Origin of the sequence: Pseudomonas sp. 02C 26 (genome assembly GCF_002843585.1) — a bacterium.
GTDB lineage: Bacteria > Pseudomonadota > Gammaproteobacteria > Pseudomonadales > Pseudomonadaceae > Aquipseudomonas > Aquipseudomonas shirazensis.
The window spans coordinates 3,497,415-3,523,277 of sequence record NZ_CP025262.1; the positions used below are offsets into that span (position 1 = coordinate 3,497,415).

Sequence of the window (25,863 nt, forward strand, 5' to 3'; positions counted from 1 at the left end):
CTAGGTCAGCTCGGCATTTGTTCAGTCGATCAACTGTGCTTCTTTCAAAGCGCCAAGCGCCTCCAGCCAGCGTGGCTGCTGGCGATAATCGGTGCTGGCAAAACCTTGCCCGCGCATGCCGGCAACCCGTGGCGAAGGCTTGACCTTAAGCCGCTGCGCTGCACTCAAAGCCAGCTCTGCCGCGGCCCGGTCATTACACACCAGGCCCATGTCACAGCCGGCGCTCAAGGCCGCTTCGATCCGGTTGGCGGCATCGCCGACCACATGCGCACCGGCCATCGACAGGTCGTCACTGAAGATAACCCCGGTAAAGCCCAGCTCGCCACGCAGAATGTCCTGCAACCAGCGGCGCGAGAAGCCAGCAGGCTGATTGTCGATCTGCGGGTAGATCACATGCGCGGGCATGACCGCAGCCAACTGACCGCGCAGGCGGGTGAACGGCACCAGGTCAGCCTGGCGCAACTGCTCGAGGCTGCGCTCGTCGGTGGGGATGGCCACGTGCGAGTCGGCCTCGGCCCAACCATGCCCCGGGAAGTGTTTGCCGCACGCAGCCATGCCGGCTGAGTTCATGCCGCGGATGAACGCGCCGGCCAGTTGCGTGGCCCGCTCCGGATCGCCTTCGAAGGCGCGGCTGCCAACCACTGCGCTGCGCTGATGATCAAGGTCGAGCACCGGCGCAAAGCTCAGGTCCAGACCGACCGCCAGCACTTCAGTGGCCATCAACCAGCCACATTGCTCGGCCAGGTACTCGGCATTGCGATTGTCGGCTATGGCGCGCATGGCCGGCAGGCGCACAAAGCCCTGACGCAAGCGCTGCACCCGCCCGCCCTCCTGATCGACAGCCAGAATCAGGTCAGGCCGGATCGCCCGAATCGACGCACACAACTCACGCACCTGGCGCGGGCTGTCGATATTGCGGGCGAAGATGATCAGGCCAGCTACTTCAGGCTGGCGCAGCAACTGCCGGTCCTCGGCAGTCAGCCAGGTACCGGCGATGTCGATCATCAGGGAGCCTTGCAGGCTGGCAGTCATGAAAAGTCCTTCAGGGAATGTCGTGCAGTGAATTATCTGCGAAGCCTATGCCCGCGCGCCAGTGCCGGCTCAGGCTTTGGCCGGCGTGCCAGCAGGGCTGGTCTTGCTGCGCGGGCGCAGTTGCGCGGCAGCCATGGCCTGGTCGGTGACGCCGCTGTCGGCACGCATACCGGCTGCGAGGAACGGCACCATCAGGCGCATGACCTGCTCGATCGAGGTGTTGATACCAAAGTCGGTTTCGGCGATAGCGCGCAAGGCCTTGATCCCGGACATGCTGAACGCCGCCGCGCCAAGCATGAAGTGCACCCGCCAGAACAACTCGATCGGCGGGATACGCGGCGCGGCATCATTGACCAGCAGCATGTAGCGGCGGAACACCTTGCCGTACATGTCTTCAAGGTAGCGGCGCAGGTGGCCCTGGCTCTGGCTGAACGCCAGGCCGAGCAGGCGCATGAAGATCGACAGGTCATTATTGCTGCGCGGCTGCACCACCAGCGCTTGCTCAACGAGCATCTCCAGCAGCTCTTCAAGGCTCGGCTTGAGTTCCGGGCGGCCCTGGCGGCGCTCGAGTTCACGCTCAAGGCTTGCGCAGAACGGCCCGAGGAAGCGCGAGAAGACCGCCTGGATCAGCGCCTTTTTCGAGCCGAAGTGGTAGTTCACCGCTGCGAGGTTGACGCCAGCCTTGCTGGTGATCAGGCGCAACGAGGTTTCCGCGAACCCCCTTTCCGCGAATAGCTGCTCGGCAGCATCGAGAATGCGTTCAACGGTTTCCGATTGGGCCATGACTACTCGCTACTCCGGGGTGGGGGCCTGACAAACAGTTGTTTGAAACATACGTTTCAGGCTTCTATCTGTCAAGGTTGGCTGACTCACCGGTCGCCATTAAAACACAGCCTAGCGTGCAGAGCTGCAGACCACGCCGTGCGTCAGCCCGAGCATCTTCTGCGGCAAGATGCTTGCAGCCAGCCTTCTACTGTATATAATCCCAGTCACTGTATAAAAAGACAGAGCGATCGCCATGTTGAAACTGACGCCACGCCAAGCCGAAATCCTGGCTTTCATCAAACGCTGCCTCGACGACAACGGCTATCCGCCGACCCGCGCGGAGATCGCCCAGGAGCTGGGCTTCAAGTCGCCCAACGCCGCTGAAGAACACCTCAAGGCCCTGGCGCGCAAAGGCGCCATCGAGATGACTCCGGGCGCGTCCCGCGGCATCCGCATCCCTGGCCACGAAGCCAAGGCCGAAGAGAGCGGCTTGCCGATCATTGGCCGCGTCGCTGCCGGTGCGCCGATCCTGGCTGAACAGCATATCGAGCAGTCGTGCAACATCAACCCGACCTTCTTTCACCCGCCCGCTGACTACTTGCTGCGCGTACACGGCATGAGCATGAAGGACGTCGGTATCTTCGACGGCGACCTGCTGGCCGTGCATACCTGCCGCGAAGCACGCAATGGCCAGATCGTGGTCGCACGCATTGGCGACGAAGTCACCGTCAAGCGCTTCAAGCGTGAAGGCAACAAGGTCTGGTTGATGGCCGAGAACCCCGAATTTGCCCCGATCGAAGTCGACCTCAAGCAACAGGACTTGGTGATCGAGGGCTTGAGCGTCGGCGTCATTCGTCGCTGATCCAGGAGGCGTCATGCAGCAAGCAATCCACGTACCGCAGTCAATTCAGTTGCCATTATTCGAAGCGTTTCTGGCCGAACCGGTGCTGCCTGGCCTCAAGGCCAGCGCCCAGGCACGGCAAAAAAACAGCGACCCCGAGCGGTTCAGCGAACTGGCCCTGCGCGGTGCGCCGGGACATTGCCAAAGCCTGCTGGCGCCGGTACTGCGCGACCTGAGCGAAGAAGTGGATGCGCGCTGGCTGACGCTGATCGCCCCGCCGACCAGCCTGACCCAGGCCTGGCTGCGCGATGCCGGGCTCAACCGCGAGCGCATTCTGCTGCTGCACCCCAGCAGCAACAAAAGCGCCTTGCAGCTCACCTGCGAAGCCCTGCGCATGGGCCACAGCCATACCGTAGTCAGCTGGCTGGGTAGCCTCAATGTCACCCTGCGTCAGCAGCTGATCCGCGCCGCCACGGTCGGAAACGCACAAAGCCTGAACATCCGCCTCGGCTGATGTTCAGGCTTCGCCTGCTCTCATCGTGATCGTGTAGGGGTCTGGCACTACTCAGTGCAGAACGCGCGGCCCTTCGTCACGCTCCAACTCGCCTTCCACCAGCTTGCCAGCCATTTGCACGCCGACGCTGAGCATGGCCTTGGCCACTTCGACGTGTTGACCCTGCAAAAACACCTTGGCGTCCTCGGAGAAATCCAGGGTTACCAATGAGCCTTCATCTTCGGCGCGACGCAGCTCGATCCGGCCATCAGGCAACTCTACAATTTCAAGAAAGGACGTCGACATAAAAGGCTGTTCTCCACGAAAGGCGAGCATTGTACCAGCCAAGTGCCTGCTCAGCACTCACTCAACGCATCACGAAAGCGCCTGGCCAAGTCTTTCAAATTGCTCCGCCACTGCTCGAGCTCTGCCCGCGAAAGCGCAGGCTGCTCGGGCTCGTCGAGGTTGATGGCCTGAATCAACGGCTGGGTGACGTCAGTTTTGGCGGTTTTTTTCGCGACAGGTGGTCGGAACAAATCTGCATAAGCGGTCAACATCTGCGCCAGCCAGGTTTGCCGATTGTCTGCCAGTTCGATCAGCTCGGCCAACTCCGGGATGGCCATGCCGGCCAGCACTTCGGCGTCCAGTAGCTGTTCAGCGCGAGCAGCGCCCGCTTGCGGCAGGCGGTAGAAGCCGGCGATTTCGTGACATAACCCAAGCAGCGCACCGTACAGATGAAACTGCGCCGCTTCGCGCTCAGCCTGCACCAGCCCCTGGGCGTTCATGGCCTGGCTTTGCTCAGCCTTGGCCATGGACTCCAGCGCGAGGCCGGCGAAGAACAGTTTCTGGTTGGTGCGGGTATAGAGTTCCTGGGCCATGGCGGTTGGCCTCCTGAGGGCAGCGTGGCGATCAGCAAGTTTCAGCTATCGCCGGGCACTCTCGCAAGCACAAAAGCCGCTAGCGCAAAAGCAGCGCGGGGCAAGCCTGCTGCTGCGCCTCACCCTGAGGACACAACAGCGGGCTTGCCCCGCGCAGGTGCTGCGGCGCCGGATCAGCGCTTGTCTTCGACCTTCCAGGCCTTGCCGTCGTAGAACGCCTTCCAACCGGTCGGCTTGCCGTCAACTTCGGACTGCACGTACTGCTCCTTGGTCTTGCGGCTGTAGCGGATCACGGTCGGGCGACCGTCTGGATCCTTGGCAGGCGCTTCACAGAGGAAGTGGTACTTGGGATCGATCTCATCCTTGTGCGGGATGATTTCTTTCACCAATGGCGCGCGAGTTTCGCGGTTTTTCGGGAACTGGCTGGCCGCCAGGAACAAGCCCGAGGCACCGTCACGCAGCACGTAGGTGTCATCGACCTTCTCGCACTTGAGCTCAGGCATTTCCACCTTGTCCATCTTCGGTGGCGCTGCTTCGCCGTTCTTGAGCAGCTTGCGAGTGTTTTTGCAGGCCGGGTTGGTGCAACCGAAGAACTTGCCGAAACGGCCGGTCTTGAGCTGCATTTCGCTGCCGCACTTGTCGCACTCAAGGCTCGGACCTTCGTAGCCCTTGATCCGGTAGCTGCCCTGCTCGATTTCGTAGCCAACGCAATCCGGGTTGTTACCGCAGATGTGCAGCTTGTGCTTCTCGTCCAGCAGGTAGGCATCCATCGCCGTGGCGCAGATCGGGCAACGGTGCTTGCCGAGCAGCACGCGCGATTCGGACTCACCCTCGTCGTCCGCGGCGATTTCGTCGCCGGGGACCAGGTTGACGGTCGCCTTACAGCGCTCTTTCGGCGGCAGGGTGTAACCCGAGCAACCGAGGAACACGCCGGTAGAGGCGGTACGAATCATCATCGGCCGGCCACATTCCTTACAGGCGATGTTGGTCATGGTCGGCTGGTTGGCGCGCATGCCGTTCTCGGGAGACTCAGCGGTTTGCAGCTTTTTGCTGAAATCGCCGTAGAACTCGTCGAGTACGTTTTTCCAGTCACGTTCGCCCTGCGCGACGTCGTCGAGGTTCTCTTCCATGCCGGCGGTGAAGCCGTAGTCCATCAGGTCGGAGAAGCTCTCGGACAACCGCTCGGTAACGATGTCGCCCATCTTCTCGGAGTAGAAGCGGCGGTTGTGCAGGGTGACGTAGCCGCGGTCCTGGATGGTGGAAATGATCGCTGCATAGGTCGACGGGCGACCGATACCGCGTTTTTCCATTTCCTTGACCAGGCTGGCCTCGGTGAAGCGCGCCGGCGGTTTGGTGAAGTGCTGGCTTGGATCAAGTTTGATCAACTTGAGCACTTCGCCCTGGCCCATGTCAGGCAGCACGTCATCTTCGCCTGGCTTGCTCTGCTGCGGCAGGACGCGGGTGTAACCGTCGAACTTGAGGATGCGGCCCTTGGCGCGCAGCTCGAAGTCACCGGCCTTGACCGTGACGCTGGTCGACAGGTACTGCGCGGGTGGCATCTGGCAGGCCAGGAACTGGCGCCAGATCAGCTCGTACAGGCGCTCGGCATCGCGTTCCATGCCAGTCAGCTTGCTTGGATGGGTAGCCACATCGGACGGACGAATCGCTTCGTGCGCCTCCTGTGCGCCGGCCTTGCTGCCGTAGACGATCGGCGCTTCCGGCAGGTACTGCTTGCCGAACTCGCGCTCGATGTAGCTGCGGGCCATTTCCACGGCATCGGCCGAGAGGTTGGTCGAGTCGGTACGCATGTAGGTGATGTAGCCGGCTTCGTACAGACGCTGGGCCATCATCATGGTCTTCTTCACGCCGTAGCCGAGGCGATTGCTCGCCGCTTGCTGCAGGGTCGAAGTGATGAACGGCGCCGACGGCTTGCTGCTGGTCGGCCGGTCTTCACGCTTGGCGACGGTGTAGCTCGACGACTTGAGCTGATCCAGGGCAGCCATGGCCTGGGCTTCGTCGAGCGGCTTGAAGGCTTCACCCTTCTCACGCGCTACTTCAAAGCGGACCTTGGCGTCCTTGGCGGTGCCGAGGTCGGCGTGTACTTCCCAGTACTCTTCCGGGTTGAACGCACGAATCTCGCGCTCACGCTCGACCACCAGCTTGACCGCTACCGACTGCACACGACCGGCAGACAGGCCACGGGCAATCTTCGACCACAGCAGTGGCGAGACCATATAGCCCACCACACGGTCGAGGAAGCGCCGCGCCTGCTGGGCGTTGACCCGGTTGATGTCCAGCTCACCTGGCTGCGAGAACGCCTCCTGGATGGCCTTTTTGGTGATCTCGTTGAACACCACGCGCTTGTAGCGGGTGTCATCACCACCGATGGCTTCACGCAGGTGCCAGGCGATTGCCTCCCCTTCGCGGTCCAAGTCGGTCGCGAGATAGATGGTGTCGGCATCTTTGGCCAGGCGACGCAGCTCTTCGATGACCTTTTCCTTGCCGGGCAAGATCTCGTACTTGGCTTTCCAGCCAGCGTCCGGATCGACACCCATGCGCGAGACCAACTGGCGGCGAGCCTTTTCTTTCGGCGTCAGTACCGGTGCCTCAGCCGCAGCTGCCTTGCCACGTTTGGCCGCCGGCTCCTTACTGGCGCTGGCCGAACCGCTGGTGGGAAGGTCACGGATGTGGCCGATACTCGACTTCACCACGTACTGGTTGCCCAGGTACTTGTTGATGGTCTTGGCCTTGGCCGGGGATTCCACAATGACCAGCGATTTGCCCATGGATCGGTGTATTCCTGAATCTGAAAATTAAAAATCGCGTCAGGTGCCGCACGCGGCACCGCTATATATAGTGGCTACAGGGTCAGGTCAAGCGCGCTCGACTAACCGCTGGCCTGTTCGGACGGGCCAAAACGCCCCTCCTCGGCCGTGACCAGAGCAAAGCGCGGGACCTGCTCGCCGTCAACTTCGACCGATTCGACAAACATTGCCAAGGGTCGCACCCACAGCCCGTAATCACCATACAGGCATTGGTAGAACACCATCCACTCTTCGCTTTCAGAATGGCGGGCTGCGCCGAACACACGATACTCAGGCCCTTTGTAATGCCGGTACACGCCTGGCTGTATGTGCATGTTGCTGACCCTCGTGATAAATCCTGTAAAAAACAAAAACCGGGGCACATGGCCCCGGCTGCTGTCTTGCGCCGCGATCAGACGCGTTCGAAGACAGTGGTGATGCCTTGGCCCAGGCCGACACACATGGTGGCGACGCCGAGGGTACCGCCATTCTGCTTCATGACGTTGAGCAAGGTGCCGGAAATTCGCGCACCGGAGCAACCAAACGGATGACCCAGGGCAATGGCGCCGCCGTGCAGGTTAACCTTCTCATTCATCTTGTCGAGCACTTTCAAATCTTTCAGCACCGGCAGGGCCTGTGCAGCGAAGGCTTCGTTGAGCTCGATGAAGTCGATATCGGCCATGCTCAAGCCGGCACGCTTGAGCGCTTTCTGCGTCGAAGGCACCGGGCCGTAACCCATGATAGCCGGGTCGACACCGGCCACCGCCATCGAGCGAAGCACCGCCAGCGGCTGGATGCCCAGGTCCATGGCGCGCTGACCGGACATGACGATCATGCACGAAGCGCCATCGGTAATCTGCGACGAGGTACCGGCAGTGACGGTACCACCTTTGGGGTTGAACGCAGGCTTGAGCGAGGCCAGGCCTTCGAGGGTGGTTTCCGGACGAATGGTTTCATCGAAGTCAAAGACCTTGAGGAAGCCATTCTCGTCATAGCCCTGCATCGGGATGATCTCGTCCTTGAACTTGCCCTCGACCGTGGCCTTGTGCGCCAACTGATGCGAACGCACGGCGAAAGCATCCTGTTGTTCGCGGCTGATGCCGTGCATCTTGCCGAGCATCTCTGCAGTCAGACCCATCATCCCGGAGGCCTTGGCAGCGTGCAAGGACATGTGCGGGTTGGGATCGACACCGTGCATCATGCTGACGTGACCCATGTGTTCGACACCGCCGATGACGAATACGTCACCGTTGCCGGTCATGATCGCCTGGGCAGCTGTGTGCAGTGCGCTCATCGACGAGCCGCACAGGCGGCTGACGGTCTGCGCCGCCGAGGTGTGCGGAATCTGGGTCATCAGCGAGGCCATGCGGGCGATGTTCCAGCCCTGCTCAAGGGTCTGGTTGACGCAGCCCCAGATCACGTCCTCGACTTCTTTCGGGTCGACCTTGTCGTTGCGCTCGAGCAACTTGCTGATCAGGTGCGCCGACATGTCTTCGGCGCGGGTGTTGCGGTGCATGCCACCCTTGGAACGACCCATCGGGGTCCGACCGAAGTCGACAATCACCACGTCTCTTGGATTCAGGCTCATATCAATACTCTCGCTCTAACTCGTTGGGCGCTCAGTTGAAGAAACGCTGGCCGGTCTTGGCCATTTCGCGCAGCTTCGCGGTGGGGTGGTACAGCGGCCCCAGGTCGGCGTACTGGTCAGCCAGGGCGACGAACTCGGCAACCCCGATCGAGTCGATGTAGCGCAATGCACCACCGCGGAAGGGAGGGAAGCCGATACCGTAGACCAGGCCCATGTCGGCCTCGGCTGCGGTTTCGACAATGCCGTCTTCCAGGCAGCGGACGGTTTCCAGGCACAGCGGGATCATCATCCAGTTGATGATGTCCTCGTCGCTGACTTCACGCTGCTCGAAGACAATCGGCTTGAGCACTTCGAGCACGCTCTCGTCGGCAACCTTTTTCGGCTTGCCGCGCTTGTCGGTCTCGTAGGCATAGAAGCCCTTGCCGTTCTTCTGGCCCAGGCGTTTGGCTTCGTACAAGGCATCGATGGCGGTGCGGCGATCGTCCTTCATGCGGTCCGGGAAGCCTTCAGCCATGACGTCGCGACCGTGATGGCCGGTGTCGATGCCGACCACGTCCATCAGGTACGCAGGACCCATCGGCCAGCCGAATTTCTCCATGACCTTGTCGATGCGCACGAAGTCGACACCGGCGCTGACCAGGCGAGCAAAGCCGCCGAAATACGGGAACAGCACGCGGTTGACCAAGAAGCCTGGGCAGTCATTGACCACGATCGGGTTCTTGCCCATTTTCTTGGCATAGGCAACGGTGGTGGCCACGGCCACTTCGCTGGACTTCTCGCCACGGATCACTTCCACCAGCGGCATCATGTGCACCGGGTTGAAGAAGTGCATGCCGACGAAGTTCTCCGGACGCTTGAGGGCCTTGGCCAACAAGTTGATGGAGATGGTCGAGGTGTTGGAGGCGAGAATCGCGTCCTCTTTGACCTGACCTTCGACTTCGGCCAGAACGGCTTGCTTGACCTTGGGGTTCTCGACTACAGCTTCGACCACGATGTCGACATTGGCGAAGTCGCCGTAGGACAAGGTCGGGCGAATCGCATTGAGCGCCTCGGCCATTTTCGCCGGGGTCAGGCGACCCTTCTCGACACGATTGCCGAGCAGCTTGGAGGCTTCGTTCAGGCCCAGCTGGATGGCATCCTCGCGGATATCCTTCATCAGGATCGGGGTGCCTTTGACCGCCGACTGATAGGCGATACCACCACCCATGATGCCAGCGCCGAGTACGGCAGCCTGCTTCACGTCATTGGCGATCTGGTCGTGCGCCTTGGCCTTGCGCTTGAGCTCCTGGTCATTCAGGAACAAGCCGATCAGGCTGGCAGCGACGGGCGTCTTGGCCAGTTTGGCAAAGCCTGCAGCTTCCACTTCCAGCGCTTTGTCACGACCGAAGTTGGCGGCTTTCTGGATGGTCTTGATCGCTTCGACCGGCGCCGGGTAGTTCGGCCCGGCCTGGCCGGCAACAAAACCTTTGGCGGTTTCGAAGGCCATCATCTGCTCGATGGCGTTGAGCTTGAGTTTTTCCAACTTGGGCTGGCGCTTGGCCTTGTAGTCCAGTTCACCGCTGATGGCGCGCTTGATCAGGTCCAGCGCTGCAGCCTGCAGCAGCTCTGGGGTGACCACGGCATCAACGACGCCAACCTTGAGGGCGTCTTCGGCGCGGTTTTCCTTGCCCGAGGCAATCCACTCGATGGCATTGTCCGAGCCGATCAGGCGCGGCAGGCGCACGGTACCGCCAAAGCCTGGGTAGATGCCCAGTTTGACCTCCGGCAGGCCGATCTTGGCGGTGCTGGACATCACCCGGTAATCAGCTGCCAGGCACATTTCCAGACCGCCACCCAGTGCGATGCCGTTGATCGCGGCAACAGTAGGTACGCCGAGGTCTTCGAAATCATTGAAGATGCGGTTGGCTTCCAGGTTGCCAGCGACCAGCTCGGCCTCGGGCAGCTTGAAGTTGTCGACAAACTCGGTGATGTCGGCGCCGACGATGAACACATCCTTGCCACTGCTGACGATGACGCCCTTGACCGAGGCGTCGCTCTTGATGGCGGCCACGGCCTGACGCAGATCGTCCAGGGTCAGGCGGTTGAACTTGTTGACGGACTCACCCTTGAGGTCGAACTTCAGTTCGACGATGCCGCTTTCAAGAGCCTTAACCGTGATGGCTTTACCTTCGTAAATCATCAACTGATCTCCACGATATGGAAGCTAAACTGTACACGCCGGACGCTGGCTAAACCCTGTCACAACAGCGGCTTGGTCAGGCACACCCGTCAGCGCGATAGTCGGGATTGGCATGAACGGCGCAACATACAAACGCTCAATTCATACGCCCGTTTGATTTGGGTACGCACACATTCTCCGAAAAGGTCGGCGTTGTCAAATCCTCCCTGAGGAGGTGAAAACGCGACTTTCCGGTCATTTTGTAGCGACTAGGTATCAACCTTGATGACAGTGATCGCCAGCCATTCATGCCAGCGATAAGTCCTTGGCGGGCAGCAGAAGCTGCGCCAGGCACCCGGCAAAAACTGCGCAGCAGGCTATAGTCACTCTCGCAAGCAAAGTATCCCGGCCTGCCTGGCCTTTCTGCGGCAGCAGAACGCATCGCGGGGCACCCCTGCCGATCCGCCACCTGAGCATGGGTGGCGGATCGGCAGGGGTGCCCCGCGATGTCGTTACGAAGGGTTAAGCGAGGTCTTCGAGGGTTTGCGCAATGTTCTGCAACACAGATTCATCACCGCGCTCGCCCCAGTACAAGGCAACCATTTGCGTGGTGGCCTCAATCATGTAGACATTGCTCGGCAACACCGCCAAGGCCTTGGCCAGGCGCGGATCTTCGCAAGGCTCACGCCACTTGTTCCACCACACCCCAGGGCTGACCTGCCAATACGCCCAGCAGTCATCCCGGCCCTTGCGCCGCGGCCGATGGTACTGCGGGCACGGGCTCGGCGGCTGCTGTTCGAGCCAGTGCGGCCACTGCTGCGGCGCCAACTGCATGGCCAGGCCAATGCGCCTGCCGGCCAGGCGCAGGCTCATCTGTTCGCTTTGTTTGCGTGATGGACGCAGCCAGGCAAGTGGGCTGAGAATCAGCGCAAGGATTGACACCACCAGCCATACCGTCATATCTGTAGATCCCATAAAGCGTTGCAAATGAGCTGGTTAGCCAGGTTTCACGGTAAACCGCCACAAAGCGACCATACTTCTACTATCGCGATTGTCAGGAGCACCTCCAATGTCCTACGAACATCTTCTGGTCGCTGTCGACCTCACCGAAGAATGCGATCCGGTGATCAAGCGCGCCAAGGCAATCGCTTCGGCGAGCGGCGCCAAGGTATCGCTGGTGCATATCGTCGAACCGATGGCCATGGCCTTTGGCGGCGACGTACCGATGGACCTGTCGCAGCTGCAGCAACAGCAGTTCGACCAGGCCAAGGAACGCATGGATCGCCTGTTCAACAAGTACCCGGATATCAACCGGGGTGACTCGCACCTGGTCTACGGCCAGCCGCGCCAGGAAATCCACCAGTTGGCCAAGGATCAGAAGTGCGACCTGATCGTGGTCGGCAGCCACGGTCGCCACGGCTTGGCACTGCTGCTAGGCTCCACCGCTAACGATGTGCTGCACGGCGCGCCGTGTGATGTGCTGGCAGTACGCCTGCTGAAGAAAGACTGAAAAATGCACTGACGCCATCGCGGGCAACCCCGCGATGGCTGATGGCCGCTTAGCCTTCCAGCTCTGCCCAGCGCTCGACCAGAACATCCAGCTCGCCCTGTAGCTTCTCGAGCTTGGCCAGCACCTCGGACGTCTCGCCGATCGGGCGCTGGTAGAAGTTCGCCGAAGCCACTTCTTCCTGAAGCTTGGCCATGGCTTTCTCGATCACGTCGATCTGCCCTGGCAACGCCTCCAGCTCACGCTGCAGCTTGTAGCTGAGCTTTTTCTTGCTCGCCTCTACCGGTGCAGCAGCAACTGGCGCGGCCACATCGGCAGCCTTTTCGACCACGGCGCTGTTGAGCTCGGACTTGCCACCCTTGCTTTCGGTGACGCCCAGCAGCTTCGGCGAGCCGCCCTGACGGATCCAGTCTTCGTAGCCGCCGACGTATTCCTGAACCTTGCCGCCGCCTTCGAACACCAGGGTGCTGGTCACCACGTTGTCGAGGAAGGCCCGGTCGTGGCTGACCATCAGCACGGTGCCCTTGTAGTTGCACAGAACTTCTTCGAGCAGCTCGAGGGTTTCCACATCGAGGTCGTTGGTCGGTTCGTCCAACACCAGCAGGTTGGCTGGCTTGCTGAACAGCTTGGCCAGCAGCAGACGCGCACGCTCACCTCCGGACAAGGCTTTGACCGGCGTCCGGGCACGCTGCGGGCTGAACAGGAAGTCGCCCAGGTAGCTCAGCACGTGACGGTTCTGGCCGTCGATTTCGATGAAGTCGCGCCCCTCGGCGAGGTTCTCGATGACAGTCTTTTCCAGGTCGAGCTGGTGGCGCATCTGGTCAAAATAGGCCACTTCCAGCTTGGTGCCGCTCTCGACCTTGCCCGACGTCGGCTGCAAGTCACCCAGCATCAGTTTGAGCAGGGTGGTCTTGCCGGTACCGTTGGCGCCGAGCAGGCCAATCCGATCCTGACGCTGCAGGACCATGGAGAAGTCCTTGACCAGCATCGGCCCGTTCGGGTGCGAGAAGCTGACGTTCTCCAGCAGCATCACTTGCTTGCCGGATTTTTCCGCGGTGTCGATCTGGATGTTGGCCTTGCCCTGACGCTCACGGCGCTCACCACGCTCGACGCGCAGCTCCTTGAGCGCACGCACGCGGCCTTCGTTACGGGTGCGGCGGGCCTTGATGCCTTGGCGAATCCACACTTCTTCCTGGGCCAGGCGCTTGTCGAACAGCGCGTTGGCGGTCTCTTCGGCCGCCAGCGCGGCTTCCTTGTGCACCAGGAAGCTGGCGTAGTCGCCGTTCCAGTCGATCAGCCCACCGCGGTCCAGTTCAAGGATGCGGTTGGCCAGGTTTTGCAGGAAGGAACGGTCGTGGGTGATGAACAGCACCGCGCCGCCAAAGCCGCTCAAGGCCTCTTCCAGCCAGGCAATCGCACCGATGTCCAGGTGGTTGGTTGGCTCATCGAGCAGCAGCAGGTCAGGCTCGGAAACCAGCGCCTGGGCCAACAGCACACGGCGACGCCAGCCACCGGAGAGCTCGGCCAGGGTCTTGTCGGCAGGTAGCTGCAAGCGGCTCAGGGTGCTGTCGACCACTTGCTGCAAACGCCAGCCATCGCGCGCTTCGAGCTCGTGCTGGACGTGCATGAGCTTGTCCAGATCTTCGTCGTTATGGATGTTCTGGCTAAGGTGGTGATACTGCGCGAGCAGCTCGCCTACGCCGTCCAGGCCAGCCGCGACCACGTCGAACACGGTCCGCTCGTCGGCCACCGGCAGTTCCTGCGGCAGCTCGCCGATTTTCAGCGCAGGTGCGCGCCAGACCGAGCCGTCATCAGGCTTTTGCTCGCCCTTGATCAGGCGCAGCATGCTCGACTTGCCGGTACCGTTGCGGCCGATGATGCACACCCGCTCACCTCGGGCGATCTGCCAGGAAACCTTGTCCAGCAGCGGCATCGCGCCGAATGCAAGGGACACATCGCTTAATTTGAGCAGGGTCATGATCATCTCCAAAAACTGGGCGCGTATTCTACCTGACTTGACCCTCGCCAGCACTAAGTCAGCGTGTGTATCAAGGCTTTGCGATATCCGGTCGCCGATAACACCCCGATACAACCGCAGCGCTTTCGCCGGTAGCCGGCAACCGGCTAAGCTAACGCCATACAACAGTGCTGGCACCGCCGTCACTTTCCCATGGTTCAACTGCCCGGACGTATCATGCGCAGCCGCCTGTTACAGATTGCTTCATGCCTGCTGCTGACTGCCGCCACCGCGAGTGCGGCACAGGCCATCGACCTTAGCCAGCAGCGTCAGTACTACGACGAAGCCAAACGCGCCCTGGCCAAGGGCGACAAAGGTCCCTACCTGCGCTACTCGCAGGCCCTCAGTGACTATCCGCTGACCCCGTATCTGGCGTACGACGAACTCACTGCTCGCCTGAAGAGCGCCAGCAACGAAGAGATCGAGGATTTTCTGGCCCAGCACGGCGACCTGCCACAAGCCAACTGGATGAAACTGCGCTGGTTGCGCTGGTTGTCCGAGCGCGGCGAGTGGGCCACCTTCGCCAAGTACTACGATCCCAAGCTCAACTTCACCGAGCTGGACTGCATCAACGGCCAGTACCAGCTCAGCACCGGCAAACGCGCCGAAGGCTTTGCCAGCGCTGCCAAGCTGTGGAACGTGGGCAAGTCGCAACCTGCTGCGTGTGACACGCTGTTTGCGATGTGGGCGGCCGAAGGTCAGCTCACCGAAGCCAGACGCTGGGAGCGAGCCAAACTGGCCGCACAGGCGCGCAACTACCCATTGGCGAACAATCTGGTCAAGACCCTGACCACCCTCGCCCCCCAGGGCCAATTGCTGATCGATGTGGCGCAGAAGCCCGAGCTGCTCAACCAGCCGTCGCGTTTCACCCCGGTCAACGAGGCAATGTCCGACGTGGTCAGCCTAGGCCTGCGCCGGCTGGCACGCCAGGACCCCGAGCGGGCCATGGCGCTGCTCGATGACTATGCCCAGCGCATGCATTTCTCGCGCGACGAAAAGGTTGCCATCGCCCGCGAGATCGGCCTGACCCTGGCTCGCCGCTACGACCCGCGCGCGCTCGACCTGATGACCCGTTACGATCCGGAGCTGCGGGACAACACCGTCAGCGAATGGCGCCTGCGCCTGCTGCTGCGCCTGGGCCGCTGGGAAGATGCCTACGAGCTGACCAAGCGCCTGCCGCAGGAGTTGGCCGCCAGCAGCCGCTGGCGCTATTGGCAGGCGCGCAGCCTGGAACTGGCACAGCCGAACAACGCGCAGATCCCGTTGCTGTACAAAGCGGTCGCGCGTGAGCGTGACTTCTATGGCTTCCTGGCCGCAGATCGGGTGCAGACGCCCTACCAGCTGAACAACAAACCGCTGGTGCTCAGCCCGCAGCTGGTCAACAAGGTGCGCAACACTCCGGGCGTGCGCCGCGCACTGGAATTCCATGCCCGCGGCCAGATCGTCGAGGGCCGCCGCGAGTGGTACCACGTCAGCCGCCACTTCAACCGCGACGAAATGGTCGCCCAGGCCCGCCTGGCCTACGACCTGCGCTGGTACTTCCCGGCGATTCGCACCATCAGCCAGGCGCAGTACTGGGACGACCTGGATATTCGCTTCCCGATGGCGCACCGCGACACCTTGGTGCGCGAAGCCAAGGTCCGCGGCCTGCACTCGAGCTGGGTGTTTGCCATCACCCGCCAGGAAAGCGCCTTCATGGAAGACGCTCGCTCGCCGGTGGGCGCCAGTGGCCTGATGCAACTGATGCCAGCCACCGCCAAGGAGACTGCACGCAAGTTCAGCATCCCGTTGGCGTCACCGGCTCAGGTACTCAACCCGGACAAGAACATCCAGCTCGGCGCCGCCTATCTGAGCCAGGTACATGGTCAATTCAACGGCAATCGGGTGCTGGCATCGGCCGCCTACAATGCCGGGCCAGGGCGCGTGAGGCAGTGGCTCAAAGGCGCCAAGCACTTGAGCTTCGATGTCTGGGTCGAGTCGATCCCGTTCGATGAAACCCGCCAGTATGTGCAGAACGTGCTGTCGTACTCGGTGATCTACGGGCAAAAGCTCAATTCACCGCAGCCGCTGGTGGACTGGCACGAGCGTTACTTCGACGACATGTAATCGAGCCACCCTAAGCTCAAGCCCGCCGCCATCGGCTGCAGCGGGCTTGAGCTGGCGGCTTACTCCAGCACTTCTACCGGCATGCCCACGGCAATCTCACCCGGCCCATCCACCGCCAGGTTCTGCCCGAACAGCACATCGCCATCACGCTCACGAAATGTCTTCAGGGTGGCCAGCGGTTCGCGGTCAGCACTGCGCTCGCCCGTGTGCGGGTCAAGGGTAGTGAATATGCAACGAACGCTCGGTTTGAGGATGCGATAAGTCAGCGCACCGATGCGGATCCGCTTCCAGCCGTCTTCGGCAAACGCTGCGCTGCCCTGCACCACCAGATTGGGCCTGAAACGCAGCATCTCCATCGCCCGGCCAACCCGCCGGCTCAGCTCATCCAGTGAACCCTGGCCGATCAGCAGCAACGGAAAGCCATCCGGAAACGCCGCACGGTCGCTGTTCAAGCCATAGCCGCTGGGCAGGTAACGCGCGCGCCGCTCGGGGCAATACACCAGCCGCACCGGCTTGCCGAGCAGTTGGCTCAACCACTGCGCAGCAGCGTCGCCTGCATCTGGCACGCGCAAGGTGTCGCGCCAGATGGTCACACCGCGCAAGTCTTCGTCGTCCGCCGGCACGGTGACCAGCAGCGGCGCCTGCCCTGGCGTCTCCAGCAGCAGATCACCACTGGCAGCGACCGTGGCACTGAGCTGACTCAGCAGTGGCCAGGCGCGCTGGGTCAGGAAGCGTCCGTTGTTCTCCTCTACCACCAGCCAGCGGCGGTCGCCTTCCAGGCCGAGCAGACCTACCGGCGAGGCCTGCAGGCTTTGCGCCCGACACGACTTCACCGGATACCGATACAACTCACTTACAAACATCCCTGCCCGCCTCATGCCAGTGCAAAAACGCCTAGCTTATACCCAGCAGGACGCGCGCAGGTATCAGGCCGGCGCGTGATCAAGCATCAGGCGCTGCCGCACCACCTCTACCAGACGGTCTGGCTGGAATTTGGACAGGAAATTGTCACAGCCGACTTTTTTCACCATCGACTCGTTGAAGCTACCCGACAACGAGGTATGCAGCACTACGTACAGGCCACGCAGACGCGGATCGCTACGAATCTCGGTGGTCAGGCGGTAGCCGTCCATTTCCGGCATTTCGGCGTCGGTGAAAATCATCAGCAGTTTTTCACACAGGTCTTCACCGGCATCTGCCCAGGCCTTGAGCATGCGCAGGGCCTTCAGGCCATCGCTGGCCACATGCAGTTTGACGCCCAGTTGCGACAAGGTATCGCGCAACTGCGCCAGGGCCACGGTGGAATCGTCGACCAGCAATATCTCGCGGCCGCGCGCCTTGGCCAGTACTGGATCGGCAAGCTTGTCGCCGGACACCTTGGCGTTGTACGGCACGATCTCGGCCAGAACCTTCTCGACGTCGATGATTTCGACCAACTGCTCTTCGACCTTGGTGATCGCCGTCAAATAATGCTGGCGACCGGCACTGGTCGGCGGCGGCATGATGGCTTCCCAGTTCATGTTGACGATGCGATCGACACCGCCGACCAGAAACGCCTGCACCGAGCGGTTGTACTCGGTGACGATGATGGTGCTGTCCGGGCCTGGTTGCAGCGGGCGCATGCCAATCGCCTGGGACAGGTCGATCACCGGCAAGGTCTGCCCGCGCAAGTTGACCACCCCACACACATAAGCGTGACGCTGCGGCATCAAGGTCAACTTGGGCAGCTGCAGCACTTCCTGCACCTTGAACACGTTGATGGCGAACAACTGACGGCCCGCCAGACGGAACATCAGGATTTCCAGGCGGTTCTCACCTACCAGTTGCGTACGTTGGTCTACAGTGTCGAGAATGCCAGCCATTGGAAGCCCCCAGGCGCGTATCGGGAAAATGTAATCATCTGCTCTGTATCGGCGGGTAAACCGGCAGCTTGACCCTCGTCAGCAAATCCAGACCAGGCGATTGATATCACTTTACCATCATGCTTTACTGCTTCGACACTTTCAGCAACACCTGTTACGGCGGCGTAACCAGCAACGCCCCTCAGGGTTTCCCCTATACCGCAATCAGGCCTGACCTGATGTTCGCGATATCCATTAGCCATTAATGTGACGCCATTCTCATTGCATGAATGGAGTCAGGCTTTTGCTAGCAATCGTTTCGGTGTTGCCCAGCCCGCTCCAGCCCACCGTGCTGGAGGCTCAGGATGGATAGCTGCGTGCCGCCCGGCGCCGAGCTGCCGGAATTCCTGCGGGATGCACAGCGCTTGTTGAGCCAGGCGCAGGAGTGCCTGCTACACCTGCAACTGATCGACAATGATCCAGATGCCTGCCGGTGCCTCAACGACACCCTCACCAAGCTGGCCAAGCGCGCCGAGCAACTGGGCCTTGACGAGGTCGCTCACTACAGCTCTGCCCTGCACCATCTGCTCGCACCTGCCTGCGGCCAGCGACACCTGCATAGCACAGCACTGCCGGCAGTCGAAGCCTGCCTGAACCTGCTGGACTGGCAACTGGAGCTGGTCGATGCCCAAACCGGACAACTGAACCTGGACCGCAGCGAGCAGGCAGTGCTTCTGGATGATCTGGCCATCGCCCTGCAAGGGTCAGCCAGGTCGCCATCGGAATCACCGCCAAACGTACAGTAAGTTCGGCATTCGTCTGCAACTAAGTCAATCAAGCTGCATTTATCAGCCAGACACTTGGCAACTTCCGAATGGCCGCTTGAGTAATAGTCGTTAGTTGCAGTGCTCGATTATGCACGCACTCGCCCATGCTGGCTTTTTGATAGTTATGCCAGACCCGGCCAGATCGTTTTGAGCCCGTGAATACGGCGGTTTGAGACCCCTGAGCAAGGCGACCAAACACAACTTAAGTGATACCATGCGCGCCAATGAATGCAGCCCATGCAGATAGCCGTCAATTGAACAGATGCTTTTAATTGATTGTGAGCAGGACGCCAAAGCCGCTGACTAGACACGTGCAAGGCCTCCAATAGCATTAACTCAGTGGCTTTCCAATTTATGTTCCCACGTTTGAATCTTACCCCGCGCCACTGCTCTCGCAGCGCCGTGGCGCGCTGGACGACCGCAGCGCTATGCGTGGCATCACTGAGCGCTAACGTGGCACTGCACGTAAAAGCCTTGCCGATGCCGATCGGCCTGATCCTGCTGCAGATGGCGGCCCTGCTTGGCGCCGCCTGGCAATGGCACCAGTGGGCCCGTTCGATCAGCCTGCGCCCCGCAGAACTGGCCGAGCGCATGCTCAAGGTCCAGGAGAACGAACGCCAGCGTCTGAGCCGTGAATTGCATGATGATATCGGCCAATTGCTCACAGCTGCGAAGCTGCAGTTGGACTGGCTCCAGCGGCGCCTGCCAAGCGAGCTGCTGAGCCATGCCAGCAGCTTGCGCAGCACCCTGGATGAGGCCTTGAACAGTGTGCGTGATGTTGCCGCCCTGCTTAATCCGCGCCAGCTGGCAAGCCTCGGCTTGGAAGCCAGCCTGCGCGAGCACCTGCTGCGCACGCTGAACGATAGCGAGGTGCAGTGGAGCCTGGAGTGCAAACAGCGCCTGACCGGGATCAACGACGATATCAGCATGGCTGCGTTTCGCATCACCCAGGAGGCTGTCACCAACATGCTGCGCCACGCCGGCGCGCGCAATCTGCGGGTGCAGTTGCAGCGCACCGCTGCGGGGCTGGCCTTGACCATCGAGGATGACGGCTGCGGATTCATCCCCAACAGCGATCCGGCTGCGGCCGGTCAGCGCGGTATGGCCGGCATGCATGAACGCGCCCGCGCGTTGCACGGTAGCCTGAGCGTGTACAGCCAACCGGGACGGGGCGCCCGCATCGAGGCCATGCTGCCGTGGCCAGCCCGCACTCAAGAACGCGCCAGGACCTTTGCCAGCCATGACCTGTAGATTACTTCTGGTCGATGACCATTCGCTCATTCGCGCGGGGGTGCGCGCGCTCGTGGCGGACATCGCTGGCTATACGGTGGTTGGTGAAGCGGATGACGGCGGCCAGCTCAACGCGCTTGTCGAACAGCTGCAGCCGGACATCGTCCTGCTGGATATCTCCATGCGCTCTACCAGCGGCCTTGACGCCTTGACCCAACTGCGTGCCAGCGGTCATCCCTGCAAAGTGCTGATTCTGTCGATGCACACTGATCCGGAGCTGATCATGCGTGCGCTCGAATGCGGTGCGCATGGCTACTTGCTCAAAGACACCAGCGCTGTTGAACTGGAGCAGGCGCTGAGCGCCTTGCGTGGGGATGAACGCTATCTCAGCCCAGCGATCGCTCACACCGTGATCAACCAGGCCTTGCTGCGCGCGCAGAACAGCCGCCAAAGCATCAACGACCGACTTAACCTCACTGCACGCCAGCTGGAAATCCTGCGCTTGATCGTACGCGGCAAATCAACTCGGGAAATAGCCGGCGGCCTGGGCCTGTCGATCAAGACCGTGGAGACCCATCGCTCCCAGATCATGAAGCGCCTGCAGATCTACGACGTCGCAGGCCTGGTGCTGTTTGCCGTGCGCGAGAAGATCATCAGCCTGGACGACTGAGCAGCGGTGAATCGGCTGGCAGGTGCACACGCAGTGCTGCCGGGACGGCTTCGAAGCGCAGACTTTCGCCGTGCATCGGCTCACCATCCAGGTTGATATCCAACCCCTGCGCACTTTTTATTTCGACCCACGGCAGGCGCGCACGCACGTACAAGCCCTCACCACCGATCAGCTCTTTCAGCGCACCGACCACCTCCTGCGGTGCGGGCAAGATGCCGATATCGAGCAGGCCGTCGTCAGCCAGCGCCTCGGGGCACAGCTCATGCCCACCTCCGGCCTGGCGGCCATTGCCGATACCCAACGCCAGCACATCGCCTTGCCAGTGAAAATCCGGCCCGGTCAGCTCGACTGCAGCGGCCTGCAGCTCACTGAAGCGCGACAGCCCGGTAAACAAGTAGGCCGCTGCGCCCAGGACTTTCTTGAGGTCCTCGGAAGTGTTGGCCGTAACCTGGCTGCCGAAGCCGCCAGTAGCCATGTTCAGAAACAACTGATCACCGGCCCGCCCCAGGTCGATGGCGCGTGCGGGCTGGTCCAGCAAGGCCAGCGCCTGGGCTGGCTCTAGCGGTATTCCGGCCGCTTTGGCGAAATCATTGGCAGTGCCCAGTGGCAGCAACACCAGGCTGGCCTGTGTCGCGGCCAGGCCCATGGCTTCGGCGATATCGCGAAGGGTGCCATCACCACCACCGGCGATGATGTGGCTGTACCCTGCTGCCAGGGCTTCAGTGACCAGCCGCTGGGCGTCGCCGCCCTCCCAGGTCAGGCGCACATCGAGCTGCCAGCCTTGCTCGCGCATGGTGCCCACAGCGGCTCTGACATCCTCGTTCATGGCTTGCTTGCCATGCAGCACCAACATCGCTTTGCGCTCGCTCATCCGTTCCACTCCGCAAAAATACCTATCCCAATCTCGACCATGGCCGAGGGCATATTGCTGCATACAAAGAGCGCTTGCGTCAGAAAATAAGCGGGTTTAACACAAATGCCATTGAAAGCCGGCGCGAGCAAGCGCATCATCGACAAATAATTGGCCATCACGGAGGATGCCACTAATAAATGTCGGTTTTTTGACTTATTGCCTCGCCGTACATCTGACAGATCGCCTGAGTCTATGGCGAAGTCCCTTTGATCGCGCTGCCCTCAGCGCCCCCGCTTCGAGGCTGTGATAATGAGCGTTCTGATCCCTTGCATCATTGCTGGCGGTGCCGGCACCCGATTGTGGCCGGTTTCCCGTGAAGCCATGCCCAAACCGTTCATGCGCCTGGCCGATGGTGAAAGCCTGCTGCAGAAGACCTTCGTGCGTGCCAGCGCCCTGCCGGGTGTCGAGCGCGTGCTGACAGTGACCAACCGCGACGTGCTGTTCCGCACCCAGGATGAATACAACCGGGTCAACAGCTTCAATGTCGCGCTGGACTTCATTCTCGAGCCATGTGGCCGCAACACTGCGCCGGCCATCGCTGCCGCCGCGCTGCACTGCGCCAAGCAGTATGGTGAGGATAGTCTGCTGCTGATCTTGCCGGCAGATCATTTGATCGAAGACATCCCAGCCTTCGAACAAGCGGTCGCCCAAGCGGCCCAGCTCGCCCATGACGGCTGGTTGAGCACCTTCGGCCTGCTGCCCAGCCGTGCTGAAACCGGCTTTGGCTATATCGAGCAAGGCGAGACATTGGGTGAGCGCGCGTACAAGGTCGCACGCTTTGTCGAAAAACCGGACGCCGCGACCGCTCAGGCCTACCTGGACAGCGGCCGCCACCTGTGGAACGCCGGCATGTTCTGCCTGCGCGTCGACGCCGTGCTGCGCGAGTTGCAGACCCACGCGCCCGAGGTGCTGGAAACCGTCGCCCATTGCCTTGAGCAGAGCGTCAGCAAACAAGGTGAGCGTGCCCTTCAGGTAGAACTGGACCCGGACACGTTCGTTCTGGCGCCGGACATCTCCATCGACTACGCGTTGATGGAGCGCTCCAGCCAGGTTGCAGTGGTACCGTGCGAGCTGGGCTGGAGCGATATCGGCAGCTGGGAAGCAGTACGCGAACTGCGCCAGACCGACGCTCAGGGCAACTACGCCAATGGCGAGACCGTACTGCATGATGTGAGCAACTGCTACATCGACTCGCCGCGGCGCCTGGTCGGTGGCGTGGGCCTGGACAACCTGATCATCATCGACACCCCCGATGCGCTGCTGATCGCCGATGCGGCGCGCAGCCAGGAAGTCAAGATCATCGCCCAGCAGCTCAAGCGCGAGGGCCACGAAGCCTATCGCCTGCACCGGACCGTGACCCGGCCATGGGGCACCTACACCATCCTCGAGGAAGGTGCGCGGTTCAAGATCAAGCGGATCATGGTCCGCCCCGGCGAATCGCTGTCGCTGCAAATGCACCATCACCGCAGCGAGCACTGGATCATCGTCAGTGGCATGGCCTGCGTGACCAACGGTGACGAAGAGTTCCTGCTCGACACCAACGAGTCGACCTTCATCAAGCCAGGCCGTACCCACCGCCTGACCAACCCGGGGGTGATCGATCTGGTGATGATCGAGGTGCAGAGCGGCGAGTATCTGGGCGAAGACGACATCGTGCGCTTTACTGATATCTACGGACGCGTCCCGGAAGAAGCCGCCATCGGCTGAACCTGTGCGGGCGTGCCTTGCCATCCATGACCCAACCGTCAGCGAGGATTTGGGGCGATGCGCATACTTTGGACTTTGCCCTACCTGCCCTGGCCAACCACCAGTGGCAGCAAGACCCGGCAATACCATCTGCTGCGCGAACTGGCGCAGCGTGGTCACCGGATTACCTTGCTGGTGCAGTCCAAGGTGCCCCTCGGCGACGCCGCCCGCACTGCCCTTGAACCCCTGCTCGAGCGCCTGATCGTGCTGCCCAGGCGCGCGTTGCACAGCCCACTCAACCTGCTTGCTTCGCCGATCATCGATTACCCCATGCGGGCGATCATCCATGGCCTGGCTCCTGCCCTGCGTCATCAGTTCGAACAACTGCTGGACGAGCCCTGGGATGTTATCCAGATCGAGCACAGCTACAGCTTTCAGCCCTTCGAAAAAGCTCTGCAGGCCCGCGGCTTGCCCTACATGCTCAGCGAACACACGCTGGAGTCGGTGATGGGTGCTGCCTGTCACGACCGCCTGCCGCTGTGGCTCAGACCTCTGAACGCATTCGACCGTTGGCGCTACCGGCGCTGGGAGCAGCGGGTGCTGCGCCAGCCCTCGGAGGTGGTCGCGGTGAGCCCGCATGATGCCGAGTTGATCAGCCAGATCAGCGGCCGGCCGGTCAATGTGGTGGTCAACGGCGTTGATTGCGACTACTTCGAACAGGTGCGCCCCGCCGCGCACAGTCAGCGCCTGCTGTTTGTCGGCAATTTCGAGTATGGCGCCAACCTCGAGGCTATCGAGTGGGCGCTGGAAGAAATCCTGCCGCAGGTCTGGCTGAGCAACCCCGCCGTGCGCCTGGCGATTGCCGGGCACGCCCTGCCGGCGAGCTGGAAGCTGCACTGGAACGACCCGCGTATCGAATGGATCGGCTACCGCCCCGACCTGCGCGAACTGCAGCACCGCTCCGCGCTGTTTTTTGCCCCGCTACGGTATGCCGGCGGCTCCAAAGTGAAGATTCTCGAAGCCATGGCAGCCGGCCTGCCGGTGATCACTACCAGCAAGGGTGTGTCGGGACTGGCGGTCAACAACGGCGAGCATTACCTGGGCAGCGATGACAGCGGCCAGTTGGCGTTGCAGATCACCCAGTTGCTCAATCAGCCGTGGCGGATGTGTCAGCTGGGCGAAAGCGGCCGCCAGTTCACCCGCCAGCGGCATGACTGGAGCGTCGTCGCGCAGCAGCTGGAGAGCGTGCACACGCGCTTGACCCAGACGCTGCCAAGCACCGCCCCAGCGCCAGCGGCGGTGATTCTGAGGCGCTCAGCCAAGTAGTTCGCTGAGGGGGATGAAACTGACGTTGTCGCCCTGTTGCGGGGTGCTGCCTTCGCGCACTTCGACCAGACCTTCAGCCCACGCCGCGCTGCGCAGCACACCCGAACTCTGGTTCTTGTAAATGCGCACGCGGCCGTCTTCGATACGGGCGCGCAGGTACTCGCGGCGCGTCCCGGCCTTGGGCCAATCGAACCCGGCTGGCACGCTGAACTGCAGCGGCGTGACATTTGCCACGCCCTGGCGACGCAATAGATAAGGTCGCGTCAGCAGGCCAAAGGTGACCAGGGTCGAGGCCGGGTTGCCAGGCAAGCCGATCACCGGTACACCGCGATAATGGCCAAAGGTCAGCGGCTTGCCGGGCTTGATCGCCAGCTTCCACAGCGCCAGCTCGCCAGCTTCACGCAGGGCGATGCCGAGATAATCAGCCTCGCCTACCGAAACCCCGCCCGTCGAAAGAATCAGGTCAACGTCAGCCAACCGCGCCAGGCAGTCGCGGGTCAGTTGCAGGTCGTCAGCCAGGATACCGGCATCGACCACTTCGCAGCCCAGACGTTGCAGCCAACTGGCGAGCAGGCGACGATTACTGTTGTAGATCTGCCCCGGCCCCAGGGGCAAACCCGGCTCGACCAGTTCGTCACCGGTCGACAGCAGCGCCACGCGCACCTTGCGCACCACTTCGAGGCGCGCATGCCCAAGCGTCGCCGCCAGGCCAAGTTCAATCGGCCCAAGCCGAGTGCCAGCGCTCATGACCTGCTCACCAACGCGGGTTTCCTGGCCCTGCGGACGAATATTCTGGCCCACCCGCAACGGCTCGCCGAAGGTTACCCGGCCGTCATCCAGCACTTGGGCGTTTTCCTGCATTTCGACACAGTCGGCGCCCTCGGGTAGCGGCGCGCCGGTGAAAATCCGCGCGCAGGTCCCGGCCTGGAGCGGCTGCGGCGCATGCCCGGCAAAGATCCGCTGGCTGACCGCCAGCGGCTCGCCGTGCCAGTCGGCCAGGCGCAGGGCGTAGCCGTCCATGGCGCTGTTCGGCCAGGGCGGCAGGTCCAGTGCGGCCACCAGCTCGGTGGCCAGCACGCGGCCTTCAGCGGCCGCCAAGGCAACCCACTCGGTGTCCTTGATTGGCGCAGCTTCGGCCAAGGCCAGCAGACGTTGCAGGGCCTCTTCGACCGGCATCAATG

Annotated in this window: 23 protein-coding genes; 9 read left to right on the forward strand and 14 right to left on the reverse strand. The window is 61.8% G+C overall.

Going from position 1 to position 25,863, the window contains the following annotated elements; all coding sequences use genetic code 11:
* Nucleotides 1-21: 21 nt before the first annotated feature.
* Nucleotides 22-1,020: a beta-N-acetylhexosaminidase gene (gene nagZ, locus CXQ80_RS15985; protein ID WP_178080835.1), complete on the reverse strand. Its 999-nt coding sequence runs from the start codon at nucleotides 1,018-1,020 to the stop codon at nucleotides 22-24.
* 81 nt (nucleotides 1,021-1,101) lie between these two features.
* Nucleotides 1,102-1,815, reverse strand: a complete 714-nt coding sequence (locus CXQ80_RS15990) for a TetR/AcrR family transcriptional regulator (RefSeq protein WP_101321193.1) — start codon at nucleotides 1,813-1,815, stop codon at nucleotides 1,102-1,104.
* Between the two features lie 235 nt (nucleotides 1,816-2,050).
* Between CXQ80_RS15990 and lexA the strand changes: the two genes are divergently transcribed.
* Nucleotides 2,051-2,659: a transcriptional repressor LexA gene (gene lexA, locus CXQ80_RS15995; RefSeq protein ID WP_101321195.1), complete on the forward strand. Its 609-nt coding sequence runs from the start codon at nucleotides 2,051-2,053 to the stop codon at nucleotides 2,657-2,659.
* A gap of 13 nt (nucleotides 2,660-2,672) precedes the next feature.
* On the forward strand, nucleotides 2,673-3,152 hold the full coding sequence (gene sulA / locus CXQ80_RS16000) for an SOS-induced cell division inhibitor SulA (protein WP_101321197.1): 480 nt from the start codon (nucleotides 2,673-2,675) through the stop codon (nucleotides 3,150-3,152).
* A gap of 51 nt (nucleotides 3,153-3,203) precedes the next feature.
* Here the strand turns inward: sulA and CXQ80_RS16005 are convergent, their stop codons facing one another.
* The 7 genes from CXQ80_RS16005 to CXQ80_RS16035 all read right to left on the reverse strand — a co-directional run bounded on the left by CXQ80_RS16005 (nucleotide 3,204) and on the right by CXQ80_RS16035 (nucleotide 11,519).
* Nucleotides 3,204-3,437: a hypothetical protein gene (locus tag CXQ80_RS16005; RefSeq protein WP_101321200.1), complete on the reverse strand. Its 234-nt coding sequence runs from the start codon at nucleotides 3,435-3,437 to the stop codon at nucleotides 3,204-3,206.
* A gap of 50 nt (nucleotides 3,438-3,487) precedes the next feature.
* Nucleotides 3,488-4,009, reverse strand: coding sequence for a DUF6586 family protein (locus CXQ80_RS16010; RefSeq protein WP_101321202.1), 522 nt, complete (start codon nucleotides 4,007-4,009; stop codon nucleotides 3,488-3,490).
* A gap of 173 nt (nucleotides 4,010-4,182) precedes the next feature.
* Complete coding sequence (topA, locus tag CXQ80_RS16015) at nucleotides 4,183-6,795, reverse strand: type I DNA topoisomerase (RefSeq protein WP_101321204.1); 2,613 nt, start codon at nucleotides 6,793-6,795, stop codon at nucleotides 4,183-4,185.
* A 101-nt stretch (nucleotides 6,796-6,896) separates the two neighbouring features.
* On the reverse strand, nucleotides 6,897-7,148 hold the full coding sequence (locus tag CXQ80_RS16020; protein ID WP_101321206.1) for a DUF1653 domain-containing protein: 252 nt from the start codon (nucleotides 7,146-7,148) through the stop codon (nucleotides 6,897-6,899).
* 77 nt (nucleotides 7,149-7,225) lie between these two features.
* Nucleotides 7,226-8,401, reverse strand: a complete 1,176-nt coding sequence (fadA, locus tag CXQ80_RS16025) for an acetyl-CoA C-acyltransferase FadA (RefSeq protein ID WP_101321208.1) — start codon at nucleotides 8,399-8,401, stop codon at nucleotides 7,226-7,228.
* Nucleotides 8,402-8,432: 31 nt separating this feature from the next.
* Complete coding sequence (fadB, locus tag CXQ80_RS16030) at nucleotides 8,433-10,580, reverse strand: fatty acid oxidation complex subunit alpha FadB (RefSeq protein WP_101321210.1); 2,148 nt, start codon at nucleotides 10,578-10,580, stop codon at nucleotides 8,433-8,435.
* A 501-nt stretch (nucleotides 10,581-11,081) separates the two neighbouring features.
* Nucleotides 11,082-11,519: a hypothetical protein gene (locus CXQ80_RS16035; protein ID WP_101321212.1), complete on the reverse strand. Its 438-nt coding sequence runs from the start codon at nucleotides 11,517-11,519 to the stop codon at nucleotides 11,082-11,084.
* A gap of 109 nt (nucleotides 11,520-11,628) precedes the next feature.
* Here CXQ80_RS16035 and CXQ80_RS16040 point away from each other — a divergent pair, with 109 nt between their 5' ends.
* The gene (locus tag CXQ80_RS16040; RefSeq protein ID WP_101321214.1) at nucleotides 11,629-12,069 is read left to right on the forward strand and encodes a universal stress protein; all 441 of its coding nucleotides are present in this window, start codon (nucleotides 11,629-11,631) and stop codon (nucleotides 12,067-12,069) included.
* Between the two features lie 49 nt (nucleotides 12,070-12,118).
* On the opposite strand, the gene CXQ80_RS16045 is transcribed toward CXQ80_RS16040, so the two are convergent.
* Nucleotides 12,119-14,044 carry an ATP-binding cassette domain-containing protein gene (locus CXQ80_RS16045; protein WP_101321216.1) on the reverse strand — a complete coding sequence of 642 codons (1,926 nt, stop codon included), beginning with the start codon at nucleotides 14,042-14,044 and terminating at the stop codon, nucleotides 12,119-12,121.
* A gap of 216 nt (nucleotides 14,045-14,260) precedes the next feature.
* Between CXQ80_RS16045 and CXQ80_RS16050 the strand changes: the two genes are divergently transcribed.
* The gene (locus CXQ80_RS16050; RefSeq protein WP_101321219.1) at nucleotides 14,261-16,189 is read left to right on the forward strand and encodes a transglycosylase SLT domain-containing protein; all 1,929 of its coding nucleotides are present in this window, start codon (nucleotides 14,261-14,263) and stop codon (nucleotides 16,187-16,189) included.
* Nucleotides 16,190-16,248: 59 nt separating this feature from the next.
* Here the strand turns inward: CXQ80_RS16050 and CXQ80_RS16055 are convergent, their stop codons facing one another.
* Complete coding sequence (locus CXQ80_RS16055; protein ID WP_101321221.1) at nucleotides 16,249-17,052, reverse strand: MOSC domain-containing protein; 804 nt, start codon at nucleotides 17,050-17,052, stop codon at nucleotides 16,249-16,251.
* A gap of 63 nt (nucleotides 17,053-17,115) precedes the next feature.
* Nucleotides 17,116-18,051 (reverse strand): chemotaxis protein CheV, encoded by a 936-nt coding sequence (locus CXQ80_RS16060; RefSeq protein WP_101321223.1) that lies wholly within the window; start codon nucleotides 18,049-18,051, stop codon nucleotides 17,116-17,118.
* 344 nt (nucleotides 18,052-18,395) lie between these two features.
* Between CXQ80_RS16060 and CXQ80_RS16065 the strand changes: the two genes are divergently transcribed.
* The 3 genes from CXQ80_RS16065 (at nucleotide 18,396) to CXQ80_RS16075 (ending at nucleotide 20,757) form a co-directional block, all read left to right on the forward strand.
* A complete protein-coding gene (locus tag CXQ80_RS16065; protein ID WP_101321225.1) occupies nucleotides 18,396-18,836 on the forward strand; it encodes a histidine kinase in 441 nt (146 codons plus the stop codon).
* 375 nt (nucleotides 18,837-19,211) lie between these two features.
* Complete coding sequence (locus CXQ80_RS16070) at nucleotides 19,212-20,108, forward strand: sensor histidine kinase (RefSeq protein WP_101321228.1); 897 nt, start codon at nucleotides 19,212-19,214, stop codon at nucleotides 20,106-20,108.
* Nucleotides 20,098-20,757 carry a response regulator transcription factor gene (locus tag CXQ80_RS16075; protein WP_101321230.1) on the forward strand — a complete coding sequence of 220 codons (660 nt, stop codon included), beginning with the start codon at nucleotides 20,098-20,100 and terminating at the stop codon, nucleotides 20,755-20,757. Before CXQ80_RS16070 ends, CXQ80_RS16075 begins: the two co-directional genes overlap by 11 nt.
* Here CXQ80_RS16075 and yegS read toward each other — a convergent pair.
* Nucleotides 20,741-21,628 (reverse strand): lipid kinase YegS, encoded by an 888-nt coding sequence (yegS, locus tag CXQ80_RS16080; protein WP_101321232.1) that lies wholly within the window; start codon nucleotides 21,626-21,628, stop codon nucleotides 20,741-20,743. The two genes, CXQ80_RS16075 and yegS, sit on opposite strands and share 17 nt — an antisense overlap.
* Nucleotides 21,629-21,919: 291 nt before the next feature.
* On the opposite strand from yegS, the gene CXQ80_RS16085 reads away from it, so the two are divergent.
* Both CXQ80_RS16085 and CXQ80_RS16090 read left to right on the forward strand, forming a co-directional pair.
* Nucleotides 21,920-23,377 carry a mannose-1-phosphate guanylyltransferase/mannose-6-phosphate isomerase gene (locus CXQ80_RS16085; protein WP_101321234.1) on the forward strand — a complete coding sequence of 486 codons (1,458 nt, stop codon included), beginning with the start codon at nucleotides 21,920-21,922 and terminating at the stop codon, nucleotides 23,375-23,377.
* 57 nt (nucleotides 23,378-23,434) lie between these two features.
* Nucleotides 23,435-24,682 carry a glycosyltransferase family 4 protein gene (locus tag CXQ80_RS16090; RefSeq protein WP_101321236.1) on the forward strand — a complete coding sequence of 416 codons (1,248 nt, stop codon included), beginning with the start codon at nucleotides 23,435-23,437 and terminating at the stop codon, nucleotides 24,680-24,682.
* Here CXQ80_RS16090 and glp read toward each other — a convergent pair.
* Nucleotides 24,671-25,858, reverse strand: coding sequence for a gephyrin-like molybdotransferase Glp (glp, locus tag CXQ80_RS16095; protein WP_101321238.1), 1,188 nt, complete (start codon nucleotides 25,856-25,858; stop codon nucleotides 24,671-24,673). The genes CXQ80_RS16090 and glp overlap by 12 nt on opposite strands.
* Between the last annotated feature and the right edge of the window lie 5 nt (nucleotides 25,859-25,863).

Excerpts from the sequence above, each read along its gene's own strand:
- CXQ80_RS16010 (WP_101321202.1), bottom strand. The coding sequence starts at position 4,009 with ATGGCCCAGGAACTCTATACCCGCACCAACCAGAAACTGTTCTTCGCC.
- CXQ80_RS16065 (WP_101321225.1), top strand. The coding sequence starts at position 18,396 with ATGGATAGCTGCGTGCCGCCCGGCGCCGAGCTGCCGGAATTCCTGCGG.
- fadA (WP_101321208.1), bottom strand. The coding sequence starts at position 8,401 with ATGAGCCTGAATCCAAGAGACGTGGTGATTGTCGACTTCGGTCGGACC.
- lexA (WP_101321195.1), top strand. The coding sequence starts at position 2,051 with ATGTTGAAACTGACGCCACGCCAAGCCGAAATCCTGGCTTTCATCAAA.
- CXQ80_RS16060 (WP_101321223.1), bottom strand. The coding sequence starts at position 18,051 with ATGGCTGGCATTCTCGACACTGTAGACCAACGTACGCAACTGGTAGGT.
- CXQ80_RS16085 (WP_101321234.1), top strand. The coding sequence starts at position 21,920 with ATGAGCGTTCTGATCCCTTGCATCATTGCTGGCGGTGCCGGCACCCGA.
- CXQ80_RS16020 (WP_101321206.1), bottom strand. The coding sequence starts at position 7,148 with ATGCACATACAGCCAGGCGTGTACCGGCATTACAAAGGGCCTGAGTAT.
- CXQ80_RS16005 (WP_101321200.1), bottom strand. The coding sequence starts at position 3,437 with ATGTCGACGTCCTTTCTTGAAATTGTAGAGTTGCCTGATGGCCGGATC.
- yegS (WP_101321232.1), bottom strand. The coding sequence starts at position 21,628 with ATGAGCGAGCGCAAAGCGATGTTGGTGCTGCATGGCAAGCAAGCCATG.
- CXQ80_RS16050 (WP_101321219.1), top strand. The coding sequence starts at position 14,261 with ATGCGCAGCCGCCTGTTACAGATTGCTTCATGCCTGCTGCTGACTGCC.
- CXQ80_RS16055 (WP_101321221.1), bottom strand. The coding sequence starts at position 17,052 with ATGTTTGTAAGTGAGTTGTATCGGTATCCGGTGAAGTCGTGTCGGGCG.
- CXQ80_RS16070 (WP_101321228.1), top strand. The coding sequence starts at position 19,212 with ATGTTCCCACGTTTGAATCTTACCCCGCGCCACTGCTCTCGCAGCGCC.
- topA (WP_101321204.1), bottom strand. The coding sequence starts at position 6,795 with ATGGGCAAATCGCTGGTCATTGTGGAATCCCCGGCCAAGGCCAAGACC.
- CXQ80_RS16040 (WP_101321214.1), top strand. The coding sequence starts at position 11,629 with ATGTCCTACGAACATCTTCTGGTCGCTGTCGACCTCACCGAAGAATGC.
- CXQ80_RS16090 (WP_101321236.1), top strand. The coding sequence starts at position 23,435 with ATGCGCATACTTTGGACTTTGCCCTACCTGCCCTGGCCAACCACCAGT.
- CXQ80_RS16045 (WP_101321216.1), bottom strand. The coding sequence starts at position 14,044 with ATGACCCTGCTCAAATTAAGCGATGTGTCCCTTGCATTCGGCGCGATG.
- CXQ80_RS16035 (WP_101321212.1), bottom strand. The coding sequence starts at position 11,519 with ATGACGGTATGGCTGGTGGTGTCAATCCTTGCGCTGATTCTCAGCCCA.
- CXQ80_RS16075 (WP_101321230.1), top strand. The coding sequence starts at position 20,098 with ATGACCTGTAGATTACTTCTGGTCGATGACCATTCGCTCATTCGCGCG.
- CXQ80_RS15990 (WP_101321193.1), bottom strand. The coding sequence starts at position 1,815 with ATGGCCCAATCGGAAACCGTTGAACGCATTCTCGATGCTGCCGAGCAG.
- glp (WP_101321238.1), bottom strand. The coding sequence starts at position 25,858 with ATGCCGGTCGAAGAGGCCCTGCAACGTCTGCTGGCCTTGGCCGAAGCT.
- sulA (WP_101321197.1), top strand. The coding sequence starts at position 2,673 with ATGCAGCAAGCAATCCACGTACCGCAGTCAATTCAGTTGCCATTATTC.
- fadB (WP_101321210.1), bottom strand. The coding sequence starts at position 10,580 with ATGATTTACGAAGGTAAAGCCATCACGGTTAAGGCTCTTGAAAGCGGC.